This window comes from Pedobacter panaciterrae, from assembly GCF_013204795.1.
Lineage (GTDB): Bacteria > Bacteroidota > Bacteroidia > Sphingobacteriales > Sphingobacteriaceae > Pedobacter > Pedobacter panaciterrae.
Window position 1 is genome coordinate 1,094,542 of the sequence record NZ_JABMKW010000008.1, and the last position, 19,764, is coordinate 1,114,305.

Annotated in this window: 16 protein-coding genes; 13 read left to right on the plus strand and 3 right to left on the minus strand. The window is 39.9% G+C overall.

Translation table 11 applies throughout. The annotated features are described in order from the left end of the window. The 7 genes from HQN86_RS06755 to HQN86_RS06785 all read left to right on the plus strand — a co-directional run bounded on the left by HQN86_RS06755 (position 1) and on the right by HQN86_RS06785 (position 11,827). A complete protein-coding gene (locus HQN86_RS06755) occupies positions 1–2,553 on the plus strand; it encodes a glycoside hydrolase family 95 protein (protein ID WP_172660226.1) in 2,553 nt (850 codons plus the stop codon). Between the two features lie 10 nt (positions 2,554–2,563). Then, a complete protein-coding gene (locus HQN86_RS06760; protein ID WP_172660227.1) occupies positions 2,564–4,711 on the plus strand; it encodes a glycoside hydrolase family 31 protein in 2,148 nt (715 codons plus the stop codon). Positions 4,712–4,716: 5 nt separating this feature from the next. Continuing rightward, on the plus strand, positions 4,717–5,880 hold the full coding sequence (locus tag HQN86_RS06765) for an alginate lyase family protein (protein ID WP_172660228.1): 1,164 nt from the start codon (positions 4,717–4,719) through the stop codon (positions 5,878–5,880). Beyond that, entirely contained in the window at positions 5,868–7,748 is a 1,881-nt protein-coding gene (locus tag HQN86_RS06770; RefSeq protein WP_172660229.1) for an alpha-L-fucosidase, read from the plus strand. Before HQN86_RS06765 ends, HQN86_RS06770 begins: the two co-directional genes overlap by 13 nt. A 23-nt stretch (positions 7,749–7,771) precedes the next feature. Next, positions 7,772–8,959 carry a glycoside hydrolase family 88 protein gene (locus HQN86_RS06775; protein ID WP_172660230.1) on the plus strand — a complete coding sequence of 396 codons (1,188 nt, stop codon included), beginning with the start codon at positions 7,772–7,774 and terminating at the stop codon, positions 8,957–8,959. A gap of 97 nt (positions 8,960–9,056) precedes the next feature. After that, the gene (locus HQN86_RS06780) at positions 9,057–10,493 is read left to right on the plus strand and encodes an alpha-L-fucosidase (protein WP_172660231.1); all 1,437 of its coding nucleotides are present in this window, start codon (positions 9,057–9,059) and stop codon (positions 10,491–10,493) included. A 5-nt stretch (positions 10,494–10,498) separates the two neighbouring features. After that, on the plus strand, positions 10,499–11,827 hold the full coding sequence (locus HQN86_RS06785) for a polysaccharide lyase 6 family protein (protein WP_172660232.1): 1,329 nt from the start codon (positions 10,499–10,501) through the stop codon (positions 11,825–11,827). Positions 11,828–11,971: 144 nt separating this feature from the next. Here the strand turns inward: HQN86_RS06785 and HQN86_RS06790 are convergent, their stop codons facing one another. The 3 genes from HQN86_RS06790 to HQN86_RS06800 all read right to left on the minus strand — a co-directional run bounded on the left by HQN86_RS06790 (position 11,972) and on the right by HQN86_RS06800 (position 15,027). Then, positions 11,972–13,510: a hypothetical protein gene (locus tag HQN86_RS06790; RefSeq protein ID WP_246269457.1), complete on the minus strand. Its 1,539-nt coding sequence runs from the start codon at positions 13,508–13,510 to the stop codon at positions 11,972–11,974. 167 nt (positions 13,511–13,677) lie between these two features. After that, positions 13,678–14,199 (minus strand): hypothetical protein, encoded by a 522-nt coding sequence (locus tag HQN86_RS06795; RefSeq protein ID WP_172660233.1) that lies wholly within the window; start codon positions 14,197–14,199, stop codon positions 13,678–13,680. 42 nt (positions 14,200–14,241) lie between these two features. Beyond that, the gene (locus tag HQN86_RS06800) at positions 14,242–15,027 is read right to left on the minus strand and encodes a DUF4382 domain-containing protein (RefSeq protein ID WP_172660234.1); all 786 of its coding nucleotides are present in this window, start codon (positions 15,025–15,027) and stop codon (positions 14,242–14,244) included. A gap of 254 nt (positions 15,028–15,281) precedes the next feature. Here HQN86_RS06800 and HQN86_RS06805 point away from each other — a divergent pair, with 254 nt between their 5' ends. The 6 genes from HQN86_RS06805 to HQN86_RS06830 are packed head-to-tail and all read left to right on the plus strand — an operon-like array spanning position 15,282 to position 19,745. Beyond that, positions 15,282–15,557 carry a hypothetical protein gene (locus HQN86_RS06805; protein ID WP_172660235.1) on the plus strand — a complete coding sequence of 92 codons (276 nt, stop codon included), beginning with the start codon at positions 15,282–15,284 and terminating at the stop codon, positions 15,555–15,557. A gap of 5 nt (positions 15,558–15,562) precedes the next feature. Further along, the gene (locus HQN86_RS06810; RefSeq protein ID WP_172660236.1) at positions 15,563–16,432 is read left to right on the plus strand and encodes a hypothetical protein; all 870 of its coding nucleotides are present in this window, start codon (positions 15,563–15,565) and stop codon (positions 16,430–16,432) included. Between the two features lie 14 nt (positions 16,433–16,446). Further along, the gene (locus HQN86_RS06815; RefSeq protein WP_172660237.1) at positions 16,447–17,121 is read left to right on the plus strand and encodes a response regulator transcription factor; all 675 of its coding nucleotides are present in this window, start codon (positions 16,447–16,449) and stop codon (positions 17,119–17,121) included. 2 nt (positions 17,122–17,123) lie between these two features. Beyond that, positions 17,124–18,449, plus strand: a complete 1,326-nt coding sequence (locus tag HQN86_RS06820; protein ID WP_172660238.1) for a HAMP domain-containing sensor histidine kinase — start codon at positions 17,124–17,126, stop codon at positions 18,447–18,449. 28 nt (positions 18,450–18,477) lie between these two features. Next, positions 18,478–19,296, plus strand: coding sequence for a sulfurtransferase (locus tag HQN86_RS06825; protein ID WP_172660239.1), 819 nt, complete (start codon positions 18,478–18,480; stop codon positions 19,294–19,296). Beyond that, on the plus strand, positions 19,293–19,745 hold the full coding sequence (locus HQN86_RS06830) for a helix-turn-helix domain-containing protein (protein ID WP_172660240.1): 453 nt from the start codon (positions 19,293–19,295) through the stop codon (positions 19,743–19,745). The genes HQN86_RS06825 and HQN86_RS06830 overlap by 4 nt, the downstream gene beginning before the upstream one ends. Positions 19,746–19,764 lie beyond the last annotated feature (19 nt).

A 19,764-nucleotide genomic window follows, 5' to 3' on the forward strand; every position in this document is an offset into this window, starting at 1 on the left:
ATGAAATTAAAGCAGGCTTTATTATCAGGCGCTATCCTAATGAGTATCGGCGCAGAGGCACAAACAAATAACCTTAAATTGTGGTATAATAAACCGGCAAAGGCCTGGGAAGAGGCATTGCCTTTAGGCAATGGTAAAACCGGCGCAATGGTTTATGGTCGCGTAAACCGCGAGCGCATCCAGTTAAACGACAATACACTTTGGTCTGGCTTTCCAGATGCTGGCAACAATGTTAACGGTCCGCAGGTTTTGCCTCAGGTTCGTAAAGCAATTTTTGAAGGCAATTACGATCAGGCTGCCCTACTTTGGAAAAAGATGCAGGGTCCATATTCGGCGAGGTATTTACCATTAGGCGAGCTTTATATTCTGGATAACCGCAAGGATAGTGTAACCACATCATACAAAAGAGAACTGGATATCAATACCGCCATTTCTGCAGTCAGTTATACTATTGATGGGGTAACTTACAAAAGAGAAGTTTTTACCAGTTATCCGGATAAAGCATTACTGGTGAGGATAACCTCCAGCAAGCCGGGTGCTTTAAACTTTAAAGCCGGGTTAGCAAGTAAGCTGCGGTTTAATGTTAATGGTGCAGATCAGAACGGGCTTATCCTTACAGGGAAGGCACCAAAATATGTAGCAAACAGAGATTACGATCCGAAACAAATAGAATACGATGAACAATCGGGAGAGGGGATGAACTTCGAGATTCGTATTAAAGTAAAAAATGAAGGGGGTACCGTAAAAATCAATAACCAGCAGGTAGAAGTAGCCAATGCAAATGCAGTGACGATATACTTGTCAGAGGCCACGAGTTTTAACGGCTTTGATAAGTCTCCCGGTTTAAAAGGTAAGGACCCTTCGGTTGAAGCTAAAGCAAATCTGGATAAGGTTTATGCAAAAGCATATAATGATTTAAAAGCTAAGCATGTTGCAGATTATCAGCAACTGTTTAAGAGAGTTGAATTTCTGCTAAAAACCAACCCTGCGGCAGAACAGCAACCCACAGATGAGCGTTTGCTGCAATATGCAAAGAACAAAAACGATCAGGGATTGCAAACATTGTATTATCAGTTTGGCAGGTATTTAATGATTGCAGCATCCAGACCAGGTTCACGACCTTCCAATTTGCAGGGGATCTGGAATGATATGGTACAACCACCTTGGGGCAGTAATTATACCACAAACATTAATACCGAGATGAATTACTGGCTGGCAGAAAACACAAACCTTTCTGAATGTCACGAGCCGCTGTTTAATTTTATGAAGGAGTTGGCGGTAAATGGCGCTAAAACAGCCAAGGTTAATTATAATATAAACAAGGGCTGGGTGGTACACCACAACTCTGATCTTTGGGCTAAGAGCTCCCCTCCAGGTGGTTACGATTCAGACCCTAAGGGGATGCCAAGATGGTCTGCATGGCCTATGAGTGGTGCCTGGTTTAGCACCCATTTATATGAGCATTACCAATTTACTGGCGACAAAGTTTTCTTAAAAAATACCGCTTATCCATTAATGAAAGGAGCTGCCGAGTTTATGCTGCAATGGCTCATTAAGGACCCTAACAGCAATTATTTAATCACAAATCCGTCTACCTCTCCTGAAAATACGGTAAAAATAAAAAGTAAAGAATATCAGCTCTCTATGGCCTCAACCATGGATATGTCTATTCTGCGACAGCTTTTTACAGATATTATTGCTTCCTCGGAAGCCTTAAATGAGGATGCAGATTTTAGAGCAGAGCTGATCGCTGCACGCGAGAAGCTGTATCCGTTTCATATTGGTCAGTATGGTCAGTTACAGGAATGGTTTCAGGATTGGGATGATCCAAAAGATACCCATCGACACATCTCTCATTTGTTTAGCTTATATCCCGGGAATCAGATTTCTGTATTTGAAACACCTGAACTGGCGAGCGCGGCAAAACAATCTATGATATACAGAGGAGATGTAAGCACAGGATGGTCTATGGCCTGGAAAATAAACTGGTGGGCCAGGTTACAGGATGGCAATCATGCTTATAAAATACTGGAAGATGCTTTTGCCTATATAGACCCCACAAAAGAAAAGGAACAAATGAGCGGAGGTGGAACTTATCCCAATCTCTTTGATGCACATCCTCCATTTCAGATTGATGGAAACTTTGGTGCAACGGCAGGCATGACCGAAATGCTTTTACAAAGTCAGGACGGGATGCTAAGCTTATTTCCAGCCTTACCAGATGCCTGGAAAGAAGGGAGCATAAAAGGAATTAAAGCCAGGGGCAATTTTGTTGTAAACCTTGATTGGAAGAACGGAAAGCTTGCACAAGCACTTATTAAGTCGGAAATTGGTGGTAACTGCCGCCTAAGAACCTTGCAAAAAGTAAAGGTGGTGGAAGCAGATGCACAGCCTGTGAACGGATCAAATCCAAATCTACTTACACAACTACCGTACAAACCGCAATATAAGAACAATGCTAAATCTGCTTTGCAATCTGTTCCGGTACAGCAAGGCTATATAGTTGATTTTAAAACAGAAAAAGGAAAAACCTATAAAATAATTACCCTATAAAATTGCCTTCATGAACAAAATATTTAAATACCCGATGTATCTGTTGCTCTTACTTTTAACTACTGATCTTGCCGCACAGGATATTAAATGGGAATTAGTGGCTCCAGGTGTATGGAAAGGCAGTGTCGGGAAACCAGAGGCTTATAACCTATTAACTGCTTCAGGTGCTACACCATCTGCTGATGGACTAAAAAACATGGGTGATGCACCATTCCCATTTGAAAAAAGCGAAATCACCGGAAAACTATCAGATGGTAAAACCTATCTGCGTTTTCCATTAGATAAAAAAGAGCAGCTTTATGGCTTTGGATTAAACTTTCAAACAGTGCACCAGCGCGGTAAAATCCTTGAACTCCATGTAGATCATTATGGAGGTAAAGACAATGGACGCACCCATGCACCAACGCCATTTTATGTTTCATCTAATGGATATGGCGTTTTTGTAAATTCAGCACGTTATTTAAAAGTATTTGCAGGTTCCTCGGTTAAAAGAGATGGTGCCAACGTGCCTGAAGCCAAAGATCGTAATACAGATAAAAGCTGGTCGGCCCGCCCTTATTCTGATGGTGTAGAGATCCTTGTTCCTGCAGAAGGTGTAGAGTTTTATGTTTTTGCGGGCCCAAAACCATTAGATGCCGTTCGTAGGTATAACCTGCTTAATGGCGGTGGTGTGTTGCCTCCACGTTGGGGTTTAGGCTTTACACAGCGGGTTAAAACCTTGTTTACTTCTAAGGATGTGGAAGACGAAGCTAAAGCATTTCAGGACAAAGGCTTTCCGTTAGATTTTATCGGACTGGAGCCGGGATGGCAAAGCAGAGCTTATCCATGCACATTTGAGTGGGATACTAAGCGCTATCCAGAACCTGCTGCTTTTGTAAAAGAGATGCTGGGTAAAGGCATCAGACTTAACCTGTGGACTAACCCTTATGTATCGCCGGAAGCGTCGATTTATAAGGAGATCAAACCCTACACTGCCGATCATACAGTTTGGGTAGGTGCAGTTCCAGATCTAACCATGCCCGAGGCCCGCGATATTTTCTTCGGACAGCTTAAAAAGAGCCAGGTAGATATTGGCATAAGCGGATATAAATTTGATGAGGTAGATGGCTATGACCATTATTTATGGCCTGATGTAACGATATTCCCATCGGGTAAAAGTGCAGAGCAATTGCGCCAAACCTATGGCCTGCTTATTCAGCGCTACAGCGCTGCCTTATATCATGAGCGTAACCAACGTACTTATGGATTGGTACGGGCTTCTAATGGTGGTGGCAGTTCATTGCCTTATGTAATTTATAACGATTACTATAACCATGAAGATTTTATTACCGCTTTAATAAACAGCAGTTTTGCTGGGGTATTGTGGACTCCCGAAGCGAGGGCATCTAAAACCGGAGAGGAATGGTTGCGTCGTATGCAGTCGGTAGTTTTCTCGCCAATGGCAATGATCAATGCGTGGTCTAGCGGTACAAAACCGTGGTCGTACCCGGAAGTAGAACAGCAAGTGAAAGACATGGCAATTTTGCGTATGCAAATGATGCCTTACTGGTACAGCGAGTTTGCGAAATACCACTTTCAGGGAATCCCTCCGTTTAGGGCAATGAACCTGGAGGAAGGTTATCAATCTGATGTTAAAAAAGAAGTAAAAAGCACCAATCTTGAAGATAATCCTTATGTAGAGGCAGTGAGTAAAGAGGTTAAAGATCAGTACATGGCAGGCGAGTATCTGTTAGTTGCTCCTATGTTTACCGGAAAGCAAACGCGCACAGTAATACTTCCTAAAGGCAAATGGTTCGATTTTTATACCGGTAAATATGCGGGTGATGGAGAGGTGATCACTGTTACACCAGGACTGGATAAAATACCTGTATATGTTAAAGACGGTGGCATTATCCCAATGGGGCCGGCCTTACTACATGCACCAAAACCTAATGAAAAAGTAAATCTGGAAATCAGGTATTATGGTAGCAAGCCTGCAAAATATCAGCTTTATGATGATGATGGTGAGACCTTTAATTATGAAAAAGGAGGGTATAGCTTTAGAGAGATCAGCATCTCTAAAACAGCAGGTGGTAAACTGAAAACAAGTATATCTAAAGCCGAAAACGGAAAGCCAAATACAATTGATAAAGTAACTTTTAAAGCAATGACCAATTAGCAGCAATGATTAGAAAATTCGTACTTATCTTCTTTACAGCCATAGTGGTAATGATGGTGCAGCAATCGTGTTCATCCATAAAAAAAGCGCCTGTTAATGTGTTAAAAACGCAGATAATGGAGCAGGCCAACTGGGCTATGCAGCAAGAACCGGTTACCGTTACAGCCGAAACTTCCTTAAGAAGTGCAGGTGGTAAGCACGACTTCTATTCGGAGGGCGACTACTGGTGGCCTGATCCTAAAGATGCAAACGCGCCTTATATTCAAAAAGATGGGATGACCAATCCGGATAATTTTGTTGCCCATCGGTTGGCGATGATCCGGTTCAGCAAAATCATTGGAGCACTTGCATCTGCTTATAAAATAACAGGAGATGATAAATATGTAAAGCAGGCAATGGTTCATTTAGAAGCCTGGTTTATAAATGCTGCTACTTTAATGAATGCAAACCTGCAATATGCACAGGCAATTAAAGGCAGGTTTACAGGCAGAGGGATAGGAATAATTGATACCATACAACTATTAGAGGTTGCACAAGGTGTTATAGTGATGCAACAGGTACTAGATCCAAAGGTTTTATCGGGAACCAGAAAATGGTTTACAGAATACCTGGGCTGGTTAATGAGCCATCCTTATGGCAAAGCAGAAATGAATGCTCAGAACAATCATGGAACCTGCTTTACCATGCAGGTCGCATCCTTTGCTAAACTTACAGGGGATGAGAAATTGCTTAACTTTTGCAAAGAAAGGTATAAAACAGTGTTGTTGCCAGATCAAATGGCGGTAGATGGAAGCTTTCCAAGAGAACTGTCGAGAACAAAACCTTATGGTTATTCCATTTTTAATTTAGATGCCATGACTACGCTTTGCCAGATACTTTCTACTAAAACCGATAATTTATGGGAGTATAAGACGGTTGACGGGAAATCTATTGAGAAGGGGATTAGCTATCTTTATCCTTACCTGGCTGATAAAAGCAAGTGGACTTTAAAACCTGATGTGATGTATTGGGAAAACTGGCCCGTTGCACAGCCAGCTTTGATATTTGGAGCACAGGCATTTCATAAAACAGAATGGTTAAACACCTGGTTAAAGCTGGAGCATGACCCAAAAGTAGAAGAAGTAATCAGAAACCTACCGGTAAGAAATCCTTTGATATGGCTAAACTAAACTATAAAAACATTTCTTTATTTCTATTACTTCTGCTATTGTGCAGCACCGCACAGAGTCAGGTTTCGGGAGATGAAGATGTAAACATGTTTAATCAGGCCTTGCAAAGAGATCAGAAAGCCATAGATGCAGCAACAGCAGGATGGTGGCGCAAATCTATGAAAACGCACGATCAGCGCATCGCGTGGTGGCGAGAGGCACGCTTTGGAATGTTCATTCATTGGGGACTTTACTCAAACCCTGCGGGAGAGTGGAAAGGCAAAAAAGTAAATGGCTATTCGGAACATTTGATGCGGAAAGAAAAGATCACAAGGGCCGCATATCTTGATCTGGCACATGAATTTAACCCATTAAAATTTAATGCCGAAGAATGGATTTTAAAAGCAAAGAATGCTGGTGTGGGGTACTTTATCATTACCGCTAAACATCATGATGGCTTTGCAATGTATGACAGTAAAGTGTCCGATTTTAATGTAATGCAACAAACACCGTTTAAGAGAGATCCAATGGCGGAACTGGCAGCAGCAGCTAAAAAGTACAACATGAAGTTTGGATTTTATTATTCTCATGCTTTTGACTGGGAACATCCCGATGCACCCGGAAACGACTGGGAATACCAAAATCCCGGAGGTGATAAATTATTGGGTGGTGCAAACTGGTTCGATAGTCACCCGGAATGGCTTCCTAAAGCTGTGAAATATGTAGATCAAAAGGCCATTCCTCAAATAAAAGAGTTAATTAACAAGTATCATCCCGATATACTTTGGTTTGATACCCCACATAAACTACCGCTTTCTGAAAATCTGAGGATACTGGAAGCCATCCGTGAAACAGATCCAAATATCGTTGTCAACGGCAGACTTGCAAGAAGTAATTACGGCAACTTTGGCGATTACCTAAACACCGGCGATAGGCCAGCCGAACTGAGAACGGTAGAAGGCGACTCAGAGGCAATTCCAACAACGAATGAGTCGTATGGTTACTCAAAACACGACAACAGTCATAAATCTCCTAAATTCTTTATACAACTTCTGGCAACCAGTGCTTCAAGGGGTGGTAATCTTTTAATGAATATTGGTCCAAAAGGCGATGGTAGTTTTGATGAAAAAGATATCAGGATATTAGATGAAATAGGAACCTGGATGAAAACCAATTCAGCCAGCATAAAAGGCACAAAACGTTCAGCCTTACCTATCCCTGCATGGGGTGTTATTACTCAGAAAGCTAACCTGCTTTACCTTCATGTATTTGACTGGCCAGCGGATGGTAATCTGCTTGTTGGAGGCTTAAAGAGCAATGTAAGTAACGCTTATCTTTTGGCGGATCCTTCGGAAAAGAAATTGATAATCAAACGCTTAACGCCTGAAGATGCTGTAGTCACTTTGCCTCAAAAAGTGCCAGATGCTATTGATGCTGTTGTTGTACTGGAAGTAAAAGGCAATATACTTGCCGATACGGTAAGACGGTTAGTAAAAAACACTACCAACAGACTGCTTGCTTTTGATGCCCAACTGCATGGTAAGAAATTTACTTTTGGCGATGGTAAAGCAGACCGCTATTATGTGGATGGGTGGAGGCTAAAGGACCAATACCTATCGTGGACCTTAAAATCACTTCAAGCAGCCAAATATAAAGTAGTAGTTAAATATATTGCAGGCTCAACTTCTGGAGCTGCTTATGAAATCCAATTGGGAACTACTAAAATTAACACATCCGTAGTTCCTCCGGCCGATGGAATGGTAACCTCACAGGATGCAGGTGTTATTTCGGCGTCGGTGGGTATACAACTGCTTACCATTAAACCAACACAAATTAAAGGAGCTGAGCTAATGAAACTGTTAGAGGTACAGCTAATTCCTATTCAATAAAACCTATAAAGCATTACCCAATCATGAATAAATATATTTCTACCGCACTTATTTTATCTGTTTTTCAATTACCATCCCTTGCGCAAAAGATCAATGTAAAAAAGGCATTTGAGCAGGCATCGCAACAAACAGAGTTGATGCTTAAAGAAGTAGATCAGGCAAAGGCAGCTTCCGGTAAATCCGAACTGGTTTCGCCCAGAACGTTAGATCATGGCAATTTAAAACTGGTAGCCTCCAAAGACTGGACAAGCGGTTTTTTCCCAGGAGAACTATGGTTTTTATACGAATATACAGGTAAAGAAAACTGGCTGACACAGGCAAAGAAATTTTCTGCTGACATAGAAAAGGAAAAGCTAAATGGCGTAACCCACGATATGGGGTTTAAAGTGTACTGCAGTATCGGAACCGGATACAGGCTTACCAAAGATCCACACTACAAAGACGTAATTATCGAATCTGCGCAGACATTGAGTAAAAGATTTAATCCTAAAACTGGAGTGATCCGATCATGGGATCATAGTACGGATAAGTGGGTGAATCCGGTAATTATAGACAATATGATGAATCTGGAACTGCTTTTTGAAGCAACTAAGCTTACGGGTGATTCATCATTCTATAAAATTGCTGTGAGCCATGCCAACACTACGATGAAGAATCATTTCCGTGCAGATTATAGCTCTTATCATGTTATCGATTATGATCCAAACACAGGGGCGGTTTTAAAAAAGAATACCCATCAGGGATATAGTCATGAATCGGCATGGGCAAGAGGGCAGGCATGGGCGCTGTATGGTTATACTATGTGTTATCGCTATACAAAAGATCCAGCATATTTAAATCAGGCAGAGCATGTTACAGCCTTTATTCTTAATCATAAAAACATGCCAAAAGACCTGGTGCCTTACTGGGACTTTGATGCCCCTGGTATACCTAATGAGCCTCGAGATGCTTCTGCTGCTGCAGTAATTGCGTCTGGTCTTTACGAATTAAGCAAATATAGCAGCAATAAGAATTTATATAAAAGTAAAGCCAATCTCATGTTGCAGAGTTTAAGCACAAAGTATATTTCACCTGAAGGAGAGAATAAGGGCTTTATTTTATTACACAGTACAGGTTCAAAGCCATCTAACAGCGAAGTAGATGTACCGATTTCTTATGCAGATTATTATTATCTGGAAGCACTTTTAAGATACAAAGCATTAAATAAATAAGCCAATTAGGCTGAACGATAGGCAAAAAACAAAGAGTATTAACCAGTTATTACTCCCTAATTTAGGTATTGCTCAATTACATTTATCAAAATATAACATGCGTAGAATACTATTTTTAATAACGTTAGCGCTTCTCTTTCTGGGACAAACAGGCTACAGTCAGAAACAATTATCTAAAGATGAACGTATGAAATGGTGGCGAGAGGCCAAGTTTGGAATGTTCATTCACTGGGGTGTTTACGCACAGTTTGCAGGGGTTTATAAAGGTCATGAACAACTTAGGGGTGGGGCCGAATGGATCATGAACCGTTCTAAAATCCCGGTAGCCGAATATCAGGAAATGGCTAAAAGTTTTAATCCTGTAAAATACGATCCGGATGCATGGGTAAAAATGGCAAAAGACGCAGGCATGAAATATATCATCATTACTGCTAAACATCATGATGGATTTGCCTTGTTTAACTCAAAAGCCAGCAAGTGGGACATAACTGATGCCACGCCATACGGTAAAGATCTGTTAAAGCCTTTGGCAGAAGCTTGTAAAAAGCAAGGAATGAAACTTGGCTTTTACTACTCGCAGGCCCAAGATTGGAATAACGCAGGAGGATCTGCAGCAAGAAAGGTAATGACTGAAGGCTGGTTAAATCCGGACTCGGCAAAGGTCGACGCTTACACTGAAGCTCATCATGGACATTGGGATCCTGCCCAGGAAACCAAATCCTTTGCTCAGTATATTGATGAGGTATCGGTACCTCAGGTTAAAGAACTGATGACCAATTATGGCGATATAGCGGTGCTATGGTGGGATACCCCAACAAACATGACAGATGAAGCAGCGTTGAAATTACAGGATGCCTTAAAAACACAACCTCAGATTATTACCAACGACCGTTTAAAACGTCCTAATTTTCCGGGAGATACCAAAACTCCTGAACAAAAAATACCCAATCAGGCAGAGTTGGATGGAATGGACTGGGAAACCTGCATGACCATGAACGGAACCTGGGGATTTAGAACTTCAGATACCAAATGGAAATCGACAGAAACGCTGATCAGAAACCTTGCCGATATTGCCTCTAAAGGTGGTAATTACCTATTGAACATAGGGCCTAAGCCAGATGGAACTTTTCCTGAGGAAAGCATAGAACGATTAAAAGCCATTGGCAATTGGATGAAAGTAAATAGCGAAGCGATTTACGCGACCAAATCAAGTCCGATACCCCCGCTAGAATGGGGACGCTGTACCCGAAAAGAAACAGCCAAAGGTACCACGCTTTATTTCTCTGTATTTAATTGGCCATCAGATGGCAAATTGGTTATTCCTAATCTTAAAAATGAAGTGCTTTCAGCTACATTGTTAGCCACAAAAAGCAAGCTGAAAACCGCTACAGAAAATGGTGTTTTAACCATAGCACTACCTTCGGCAGCGCCAGATGCAATTGCAAGTGTAATAAAGGTTGAGTTTGAAGGTATTGTTGGAAATCAAATTCAGACGAAGCCCAAAGAAGCAATGAAAACAGGAGCACTAGATTAATTATAATGAAGAAAAATATAGTTCTGGGATTAATCCTTTTTCTGGGATTTAACTCTGCTTTAAGCGCAAAAGAATACAAAATAAAATCGGCTAAAGATCTGGAAGTTTTACATTTAAAACCAGGTGATAAGGTGATTATGCAAGCCGGAGAATGGAAAGATCAGCAATTGGTATTTAAAGGAACAGGCACCAAAAATCAGCCTGTTACTCTTACCAGCGCAACACCCGGCAGTATCACACTAAGTGGAAATTCTACGCTTAAAATTGATGGTGCATGGCTGGTCGTGGATGGTCTTTCCTTTGCAAATGGATATATCGACAAGGGTGATGTAGTACTATTCTCAACCAAATCAACATGGTGCAGACTAACGAATACTGCTATTGTTGAATATAATAACCCAGATAAAACAGCTGATTATCGATGGATATCTATGAATGGTTTTAATAACAGGGTAGATCATTGCTTTATCAAAGGTAAAAGCCATCAGGGGGTTACCCTTACGGTATGGCTGTCAGACAAGCCTAACTACCACAGAATAGACCATAACTATTTTGGAGAAAGACCGGAATTGGGAGGTAATGGCGGTGAAACTTTAAGGATAGGCAACAGCACCTGGTCCCTTCATGATTCAAAGACCATCATTGAAAACAACATATTTGAACATTGCGACGGAGAATTGGAAGCTGTATCTATTAAATCGTGCAAAAATATTATCCGCAACAACCTGTTTTATGAATGTAAAGCAACACTTACCCTGCGCCATGGCAATAACTCAGAAGTATACGGAAACTACTTTATAGGCAACAATAAACCAGGTACAGGCGGAATAAGGATAATTGCCGAAGGGCATAACGTGCACGACAATTACCTGCAAGGTATTACAGGAAAGAGTGTTAGCGCAGCAATTTCTATTATGGCCGGATTACCAAATCCGGAACTTAAAAGCCACTGGCAGGTTAAAAACGCAAGTATCATCAACAACCTGATCATTAACGCTACTGAACCCTTTTCAATAAGTGCTGGTTATAATCCAGGCAGGTATTTGCCACCATTAAACACCATTTTCTCAAAAAATGTAATTGTAACCGAACATGAACCGCTAAAATGGAATGATAACAAGGTAGAAATTGAATTTAAAGACAACCTGATTGTAGGTAATAGTGCTTTTGGTGAGCTTCCAAGAGGTTTTGCTGTTCAAAATATTAAGTTAAAAAAGGATCAAAATGGATTGTACTTAAGGCCTGATGAGTTAGCCCATGAGCCTTTTTGGAAAACCGAAGCTATTGGCCCATCTTGGGAAAAAGGCATGACCGAGGTATTTAAAATCGAATAAAGGCAAAAATAACCGTTCTTTTCGGAGTCTGGAACCTTTTGCCCGCATCGCTAAAAAGGGCAAAAGTTCCTAGGCCTCCTCTAAGAAGGTGATTTTTTAGGAAAGCAGGAGTACTAGCATGTATAAGAGTTTAACCTGTCAGGTTTATTTTGTACTTCTTGCTTTCAACTGTGCTTTAAACAAAGAAGAAGGCTCCAAATCTGATTGGTTTAGACCTTCCCATTCTCCACTTTCTTTACCATCCAAGCGACCTTTTAGTTTTTTGCCTCGTAAACCTATTGCATAGTTTTTTCCAGAAACCCATGGGTTTTGTACTGCTGCGCCTGATACCTTGCAGTTCCATAATACCTGAGTTACACCCGACCAACCATGTCCGCTGCCCCAGTTGCCACGATCCTGCACATTAATTTCTCCATCGGTATCTATATTGTCGTATAATGTTCCTGAAGCCCACCTGTGGTGTGGTCCAATATCGGCATGTGTTTTTCTGGATTTGCAGTTGTAAAAAACATTCGGTCCATTAACGCGGGCGCCTGTAACATAATCATGGCGTCCTTCAGTAGTTTCGAGATTCTGAAAAAGGTTTTGCTGACCTTCATTATTAAAAGAATATCTTCTGCCACCTGTAATGATAGATTTTGCATCAAAGCACTTAGAATCAGTTACTGTTATGTTTTTAGCACCTGGTCTAAGACTCACGCAGGAGTTGCCAAAATAGTAAGAACTCACATTCCTTACCCATCCATTTTCGATATGATCAAATTCAACTGCAACCCAGGCATGGTCTTCATCAACATCACCAACAAATTCCGATTCAAAACGCATGTTTTCTATTCCGTTTTCGGCTAATCTGCCTGCATACTGATATTTGAATACCTCACCACCACCGTATTTTTTATCCATAGACATTACAATCGGGTTGTCTATAGAAATCTTATTGCCGTTAATAGCCGTTATTTGTCGCTCATAACTAAGGTTGTATTCTTGTGCTGTCCATTGCTTTGTACCATCTCTGGCAATAATCTGATCCATCTTTAAGTCATGAATCCATGCTTCCGTTCCTGGTCTGAAAACTATTATACGATCGCCTTTTTTTAAGCCTTCTGATGATGCTATATTGAAAGATTTAGCACCTGTTGGTACATAGTCATCAACAATTTCTACCCTGCTGTTTTTTACTTCAATAACCTTTCCCTTTCCACTTACTTTAATTAGAGATCTTTGTCCTTTTCCGGTTGCAATAAGCTTTGTAACACCGCCCTCTCCGCGTAAAATGATACCACTTGTTTGTATAGAAATGCTTCCGGAAATGGGATAGCTCCCTTTCTTAAGTAGGATAGCCCCTCTATATCCATTTCTATCGGGTGCTAAAGCCGCAACTTCGTCAATAGCCTGCTGAATTGCCTTTCCTGCATCACCCTGTACCGGATTAAGGTTTTTAACTACTTTTATATCAGGTATTTCTATTAATCCATGATGATAGCCAACATTACTGAAATCAGGAATGGTATTTCCATTTTCATCGGGGATATAAGTAATGCTGCCATCCTTATTTACGGTAAGAAATTTTGACTTCCAAAAAGTGCCGTCCTTTTTAAAGGAAATGATAATGGGGTAGATAAACAGACAAGAGCTTATCAGAATAAGATAGAATGCCTTTAGTATGTTTTTGTTGCTGCTCATTTTTTAATATTACTGGTGCTTATTGTCAGTTGTACACATGCAATTGAGCAATAATTGAGGGATTTTTACTCTCTGTACTTGGCACAATAATCAACCGAGTTGGCATGTTGAAACAAAAAAGGCCCTGAACCATCCGGTTCAAAGCCTTTTAACTAAAAAATGGAACTCTAATGTTTTCCGTGCCCATGACCATTGCCATGACCGTTTCCGTGTCCTCTTCCACGATCACCCTTCCAGCCTCTGTCGTTGCCTTTGTATTTTTTATACTTATAAGAATCGTGTCTGTCATAACCTCTATCTACATAGCGCACCTGACGGCTGTAACGAACCGGTTGAGAACGGTATGATCTGTATCTCGCATATCTTACCCTATGGTCTCTATAATAGCGATATGGCTCAGGTGAATTAATAACCACCTTATATCCATGGTATAAATCGTAATCTCTGTATCTTGGAGGTAGGCCCGCAGAGAAAGTCCAGTTCCCATTACTCAGGTAAATAAACTGTCTGGTAGGAACATAATAGTAACTCTCAATATCAGGCATATAATAATAATCAGCATGATCATAGCCTGAAGGGCCCCATGCGGGCTGAGAACCAATGTTTACGCTAAGGCTAACCTGAGCATCTGACTTGTTAGGCAAAAGCCCAATTGCCGCAAGTAATGTTAAAAATAATAGCTTTTTCATAACCAAATGTTTTAAGTGTGTGTTAAAAAATGGTAATAATGTTTATTGTAAATTAATGGTACCAATACTGGTATTCTGACCAGCTGTGACAGAAACATTAGGAATAGTAGTTTCTGCAAAACCCTCAACAGGTAATATTTTTACAGTATAGTTTCCTGTGGCTAACCCTCCAACAGTAAACATACCTGTAGCATTTGTTACAGTTCCAACGGTATCAGTTCCGGCGATAACCAAAACCTCCGGGTGACTTGTTAGTGGTAATACTACACCAGAAATTAAACCAGATGTTGCAACGGTAACACCTCTAACAACAGGTTTAAGTATATATTTTCCATTTCCAGTTGCAACAATAGATTTAGCTGCATCAAAGTCAAGAAGCAGAGAATAAGTAACCCCTGGCAACAATTCAGGATTTTCTGTAAGTTTTACTTTCCATCCAGAGCTTTGTGCACTAGGTGTTTTTAAATCTTGTACCTGGCCATCAACAACGATGGTATTGTTGTCATAAAGCACGAGTCTGATCTCAGTGATCTCGCCAGATGGCATATCGCCAGAGGCCACTAAGATATCAGGATTACTGGTGCCAATTCGAAAATCAAGAATGTTGAATATTCCATGATCAACCTCAAAGGTGTAAGGTTTACCGCCCGAAAGCAGAATTACTTGCTTTACATTTAAATTGATAGCGTCAAAATCTCCCGGAGCATCAGTCATCCTGATCTCTACCTTAGTAGTGCCAGAAGCCTGACTGTCTTTTTTACAACCTATAAGTGATGCTATTGCAATAACCAATACCATCAGGGTTGCATAAATTGTTTTGTTTTTCATAGTAGTAGAGTTTTAAATTCTTCAATTAATAACTCAAAGCTCAACTCTGAACATGAAAACAACATGAAATTCAAAAAATAATTTAATTCTTTTGAAATTTCATCTGAATTTCATGTTAGCTAACAACCTTTGTTATAGATATTGAGTGGCGCAGATGAACATGAATATGTTTTAGGAGGGGTTGAAAGTTTGCCTCGAAAGAGGTAAACTTTCTTTATATTTACATGATGAGCATTTCGATATATTTACAAACAATGGTCAGACACTTATTAACTGTAACAATAGCCATCTGTTTACTTGTTTCGCCTGCAGTATCAAATACTTTGGGAACCTCATCTCTGAAATCTTATAATCAGAAAAAAAAAGGTAAATCTGAACAAGCAGATCGTTCTAAAGGAGACAGGCAAAAGCAAGAGGTTAAGGAAGTGCCAAAATCAAGAAGACAACCAAAACCTGAGGTTGTTAAGCCCAAGGGGAGGCCAGATGTTAAACCCATCAAAGTAAGTCGCCCCAAAATTAAAAAACACTAGCCTGTATGAAATTACTATCCCTTAGTGTAATTATTTGCTTGCTAAGTATAAAAGTTAAGGCTCAAAAAGACATCGACTCTGCCGACACAAAAAAAACTACAATAACTTTGGCCGCTATATATAGCAATAACGTGAGTTACTATGGACAAACAACGGCCGAAAAGCTGCCTTATGTATTGGCCAATGCGACAGTAAGATTGCCTGTTGGTCTATATTTTTCTGCAGGTGCATATAAACTTTTAAATGTTGGATCTGGTATTTCTGAAACAGATTTAGGAGTTGGTTATGATCATGATTTTAACGAAAGATTTACTGCCGGCGTAGGTTATAGCAGATCATTCTACCCAAAAAGTTCTCCATTATTACAAGCATCTAATGAGAATAATCTAAATGTAACAGCCGATTACAATTGGCCATGGTTTAAGAGTTCTTTATCTGCTGACTATGCTTTTGGACAAGAAAGCGATGTGTTTGCAGGATTAACAAATTCAAAACTAATAGAACTAGGTACGCTATTTAGTAAGGAAGATCTATTATCCATAGAACCTTCGATAGAAATAGTGGCAGGTACACAGCACTTTCTTAAAACTTATACGGAGCAGAAGAATAAAAAGAATAATGGTAATGGCAACGGAAATGGCAACGGTAATAGTAATGGAAATGGAAACGGAAATGGCAATAGTACAATAACCACTACTTTGCCGGCAACAAGTTTTGAACTTTTGTCGTACAATTTTAAAATACCATTGAGTTATAGTAGGTCAAGTTATATGGCCGAGGTCAGCTATCAGTTTTCTATTTTAGGTGCAAATGCCATTACTGAAGCTAAAAGGCAGCAATCTTTTATTAGCCTTGGTCTTTATTATCAATTTTAATTTCAGTTGCATAAATGAAAGTACTCATAGTTGAAGACGAAAAAACACTTGCTTACGAAATGGAAACCTTTTTAAAAAAGGCATTTTACTTGTGCGATCTGGCGCATACTGTAGCACAAGGATTAGAAAAAATTGAAGTAAACAGTTACGACTTTATTCTGCTTGACCTTGGTTTGCCGGATGGCGATGGACTGTCGCTGCTTCCAAAAGCAAAAAAGCATAATCCAGAAGCTGCATATATTATTTTAACTGCCAGAGGCAACCTGGAAGATAGGATAACAGGATTAGATCTTGGGGCTGATGATTACCTTGCTAAACCTTTTTCGTTGCTAGAGCTTCAATCAAGAATGCAGGCAATTGCCCGTCGTAAATTTAATGTAAAAGAAGAAGCAATCCCACTTGGAGAATTTAGCATTGATCTTCAAAAGCGCCTTGTTCAATACAAAGAAGAACAAATTGAACTGTCGCGTAAGGAATACGATTTGTTAAGCTATCTGTTTCTACACAAAAACCGCGTTTTAACAAGAATGCAGCTGAGCGAACATATTTGGGGCACCTTTGCCGACGATGACTATGATTCGAACTACATTGATGCACACATAAAAAACATCAGAAAAAAATTAAATTTATGGGCACCTACCGACTGGCTAGAGACAGTACGAGGTGTGGGCTATAGAATAAAGAAATAGACGTGAAACTATCTGCAAAGCTTATTTACTTCATTACCGGATCTAAACTTGCAGTTGTGCTGTTATTTATACTTTCTATGCCCTTTTTGGTAGCACGTATTGCTTCAGAATACACCAATTATTCATTAAGAGATCAGCAGAAGAAAGCATTAGATAAGGTGCAGAAAGATGGTATAGATTATTATCTGCAGGGCGATGACAGCTATGGAAGTTATACTATGCTTAAAGAGGAATATGTTGCCATTGAGCCCGCTGCACCAGAGCTACTTATTGACACCATAAAAACAGTAGAACGTATTGTGGAGGGGGATACATTGAGTTACCGCGTACTTAACCATACTTTTAAGGCCAAAAACAAAAACTATCTGCTGGAGATCGGGAAAACTGTAGGTAGCATCAATCAATATAACAAGCCTTTGCAACGCATAGCCTTATATGTTCTGATGGGGCTAATCGCTTTAACTATTGTAATAGACCTTATTTTTACCCGGGTATTGATAAGACCGCTTGGCAAAATCATAGAAAGCAAACTGCTAAACCGAAAGTTTCCTTTTAAAGATCAAAGTAAACCTGTAAAAACCACCACACAGGACTTTAAATATTTAGATGAGTCGCTCATCAGTTTGATGGATCAGATCAATGTCGACTTTGAAAAGGAGCGAGAGTTTACAGCCAATGCTTCTCATGAGCTGATGACTCCGATAAGCATCCTCCAAAACAAGATGGAAAACCTGCTTGCTGATGACCAGATCACTGAAGATGTGGCAATGCGCATTGTGGGAATGATGAAAACGCTGGACCGATTAAAGAAAATATCTTCCTCATTGCTGTTCATTTCAAGAATTGAGAACGATCAGTTTGTAAAATTGGCATCTGTAAAACTTACAGATTTACTGGAAGACATAAAAGAAGAGATTAGTCACAGGTTAGAGGACAAAGGCCTTACTTTTTCTATACATATTAAAGAGAAGGTTACACTAAAAAATGTTAACCACGATCTGCTTTTTCAGTTGTTCTACAACCTTATAAATAATGCAATTAAATACAATGTTGAAGGTGGGAGCGTGATGGTTACCGATGCTTTTAACAAACAAGGCGACTATCAGATTTTCATTAAGGATACGGGTATTGGCATTGCAAGTGAAGATATTGACTTTATTTTCGATCGGTTCAGGAAGGCCAATTTATCTGAAAACGTGGGTTATGGGCTTGGCCTTTCAATAGTTAAAAGTATTGCATTATATCATAATATTGATATTAAGGTTGCATCTGCAGTTAAGCAGGGATCAACCTTTACAATTACTTTTCCACAGGTAATGTTGGGATAGTTTTCATATATTCATGTTTTTAAATACCATGAAATTATCTTCTATAATACAGCCACAGGAATTGATTTTACCAGGTAAAAACGATTTTATTTTATTTGATGTTAGCGCCGGATCGAAAGCCAGATATGATGAACAGCACTTAGATGGTGCCTTTTATCTTGATCTAAATACAGATCTGGCCGATATTAAGGATTTCGCTGTTGGAGGCAGGCACCCTTTACCTACGTTTGAACATTTTTCTGAAGTTTTAGCAAAATACGGGGTTACAAAAGATAGCCATGTAATTGTTTACGACGATAAGAATGGCGCTAATGCTGCTGCCAGATTCTGGTGGATGTTAAAGTCAATAGGACACCAAAAAGTTCAGGTTTTAAATGGCGGTTATGATGCTGCTGTTAAAGCGGGATTTGCTGTTAGTTCTGAGATTCCAACTCCCGAAACAGCAGAGCCTTATCAGATCACCGAATGGCAGTTACCATTAGCAGAAATAGATGAGGTAGAAGTTGCTGGTAACAGTGATAATCATGCAGTTATTGATGTTCGCGATGCTAATCGTTATGCAGGATTAACAGAACCAATTGATTTAATTGCGGGCCATATTCCTGGCGCAATAAATATTCCTTTTAGTGAGAATCTGGATGCTAACGGGGATTTTTTAGCACCTGAAATACTAAAAGAGAAATATTCAAAAGCTTTAGCCGATTATAAAACGGAAAATGTGATTGTGCATTGTGGTTCTGGCGTAACGGCTTGTCATACACTTTTAGCAATGGACTATGCAGGTTTAGAAATCCCGAAGTTGTATGTGGGGAGTTGGAGTGAGTGGAGCAGGAATAAAATCAAATGACAACCGAGCAATACCCGAAGGTTTATTTATACAGAAGAATAGTTCAGGCAAAACTATTCATCGATAACAACTATGCCGACAAAATAGACCTCAATAATATTTCTAACGAGGCCTATTTTTCAAAATTTCATTTTATTCGACTGTTCAAATCTGCTTACGGAAAAACACCCCATCAGTATTTAAAATATGTGAGAATTGAAAAGGCAAAAGAACTACTCAAAAAAGATACTCCTGTTTCTGAGGCCTGCTTTTTAGTGGGCTTCGATAGCCTTTCTTCATTCAGCGGACTATTCTCAAAGGTCGTCGGAAAATCCCCGTCAACTTACCTGAAACACCACCAAGAAAACCAAAAGAAGATCAGTTTAACACCTCTTGCCTTTGTGCCGGGTTGTTATGCCTACCAACATGGTTGGCTCGAAAATAGCAATTTTGAAGAAACTGATATTTGATTTATTGCTCAAGTTTGTA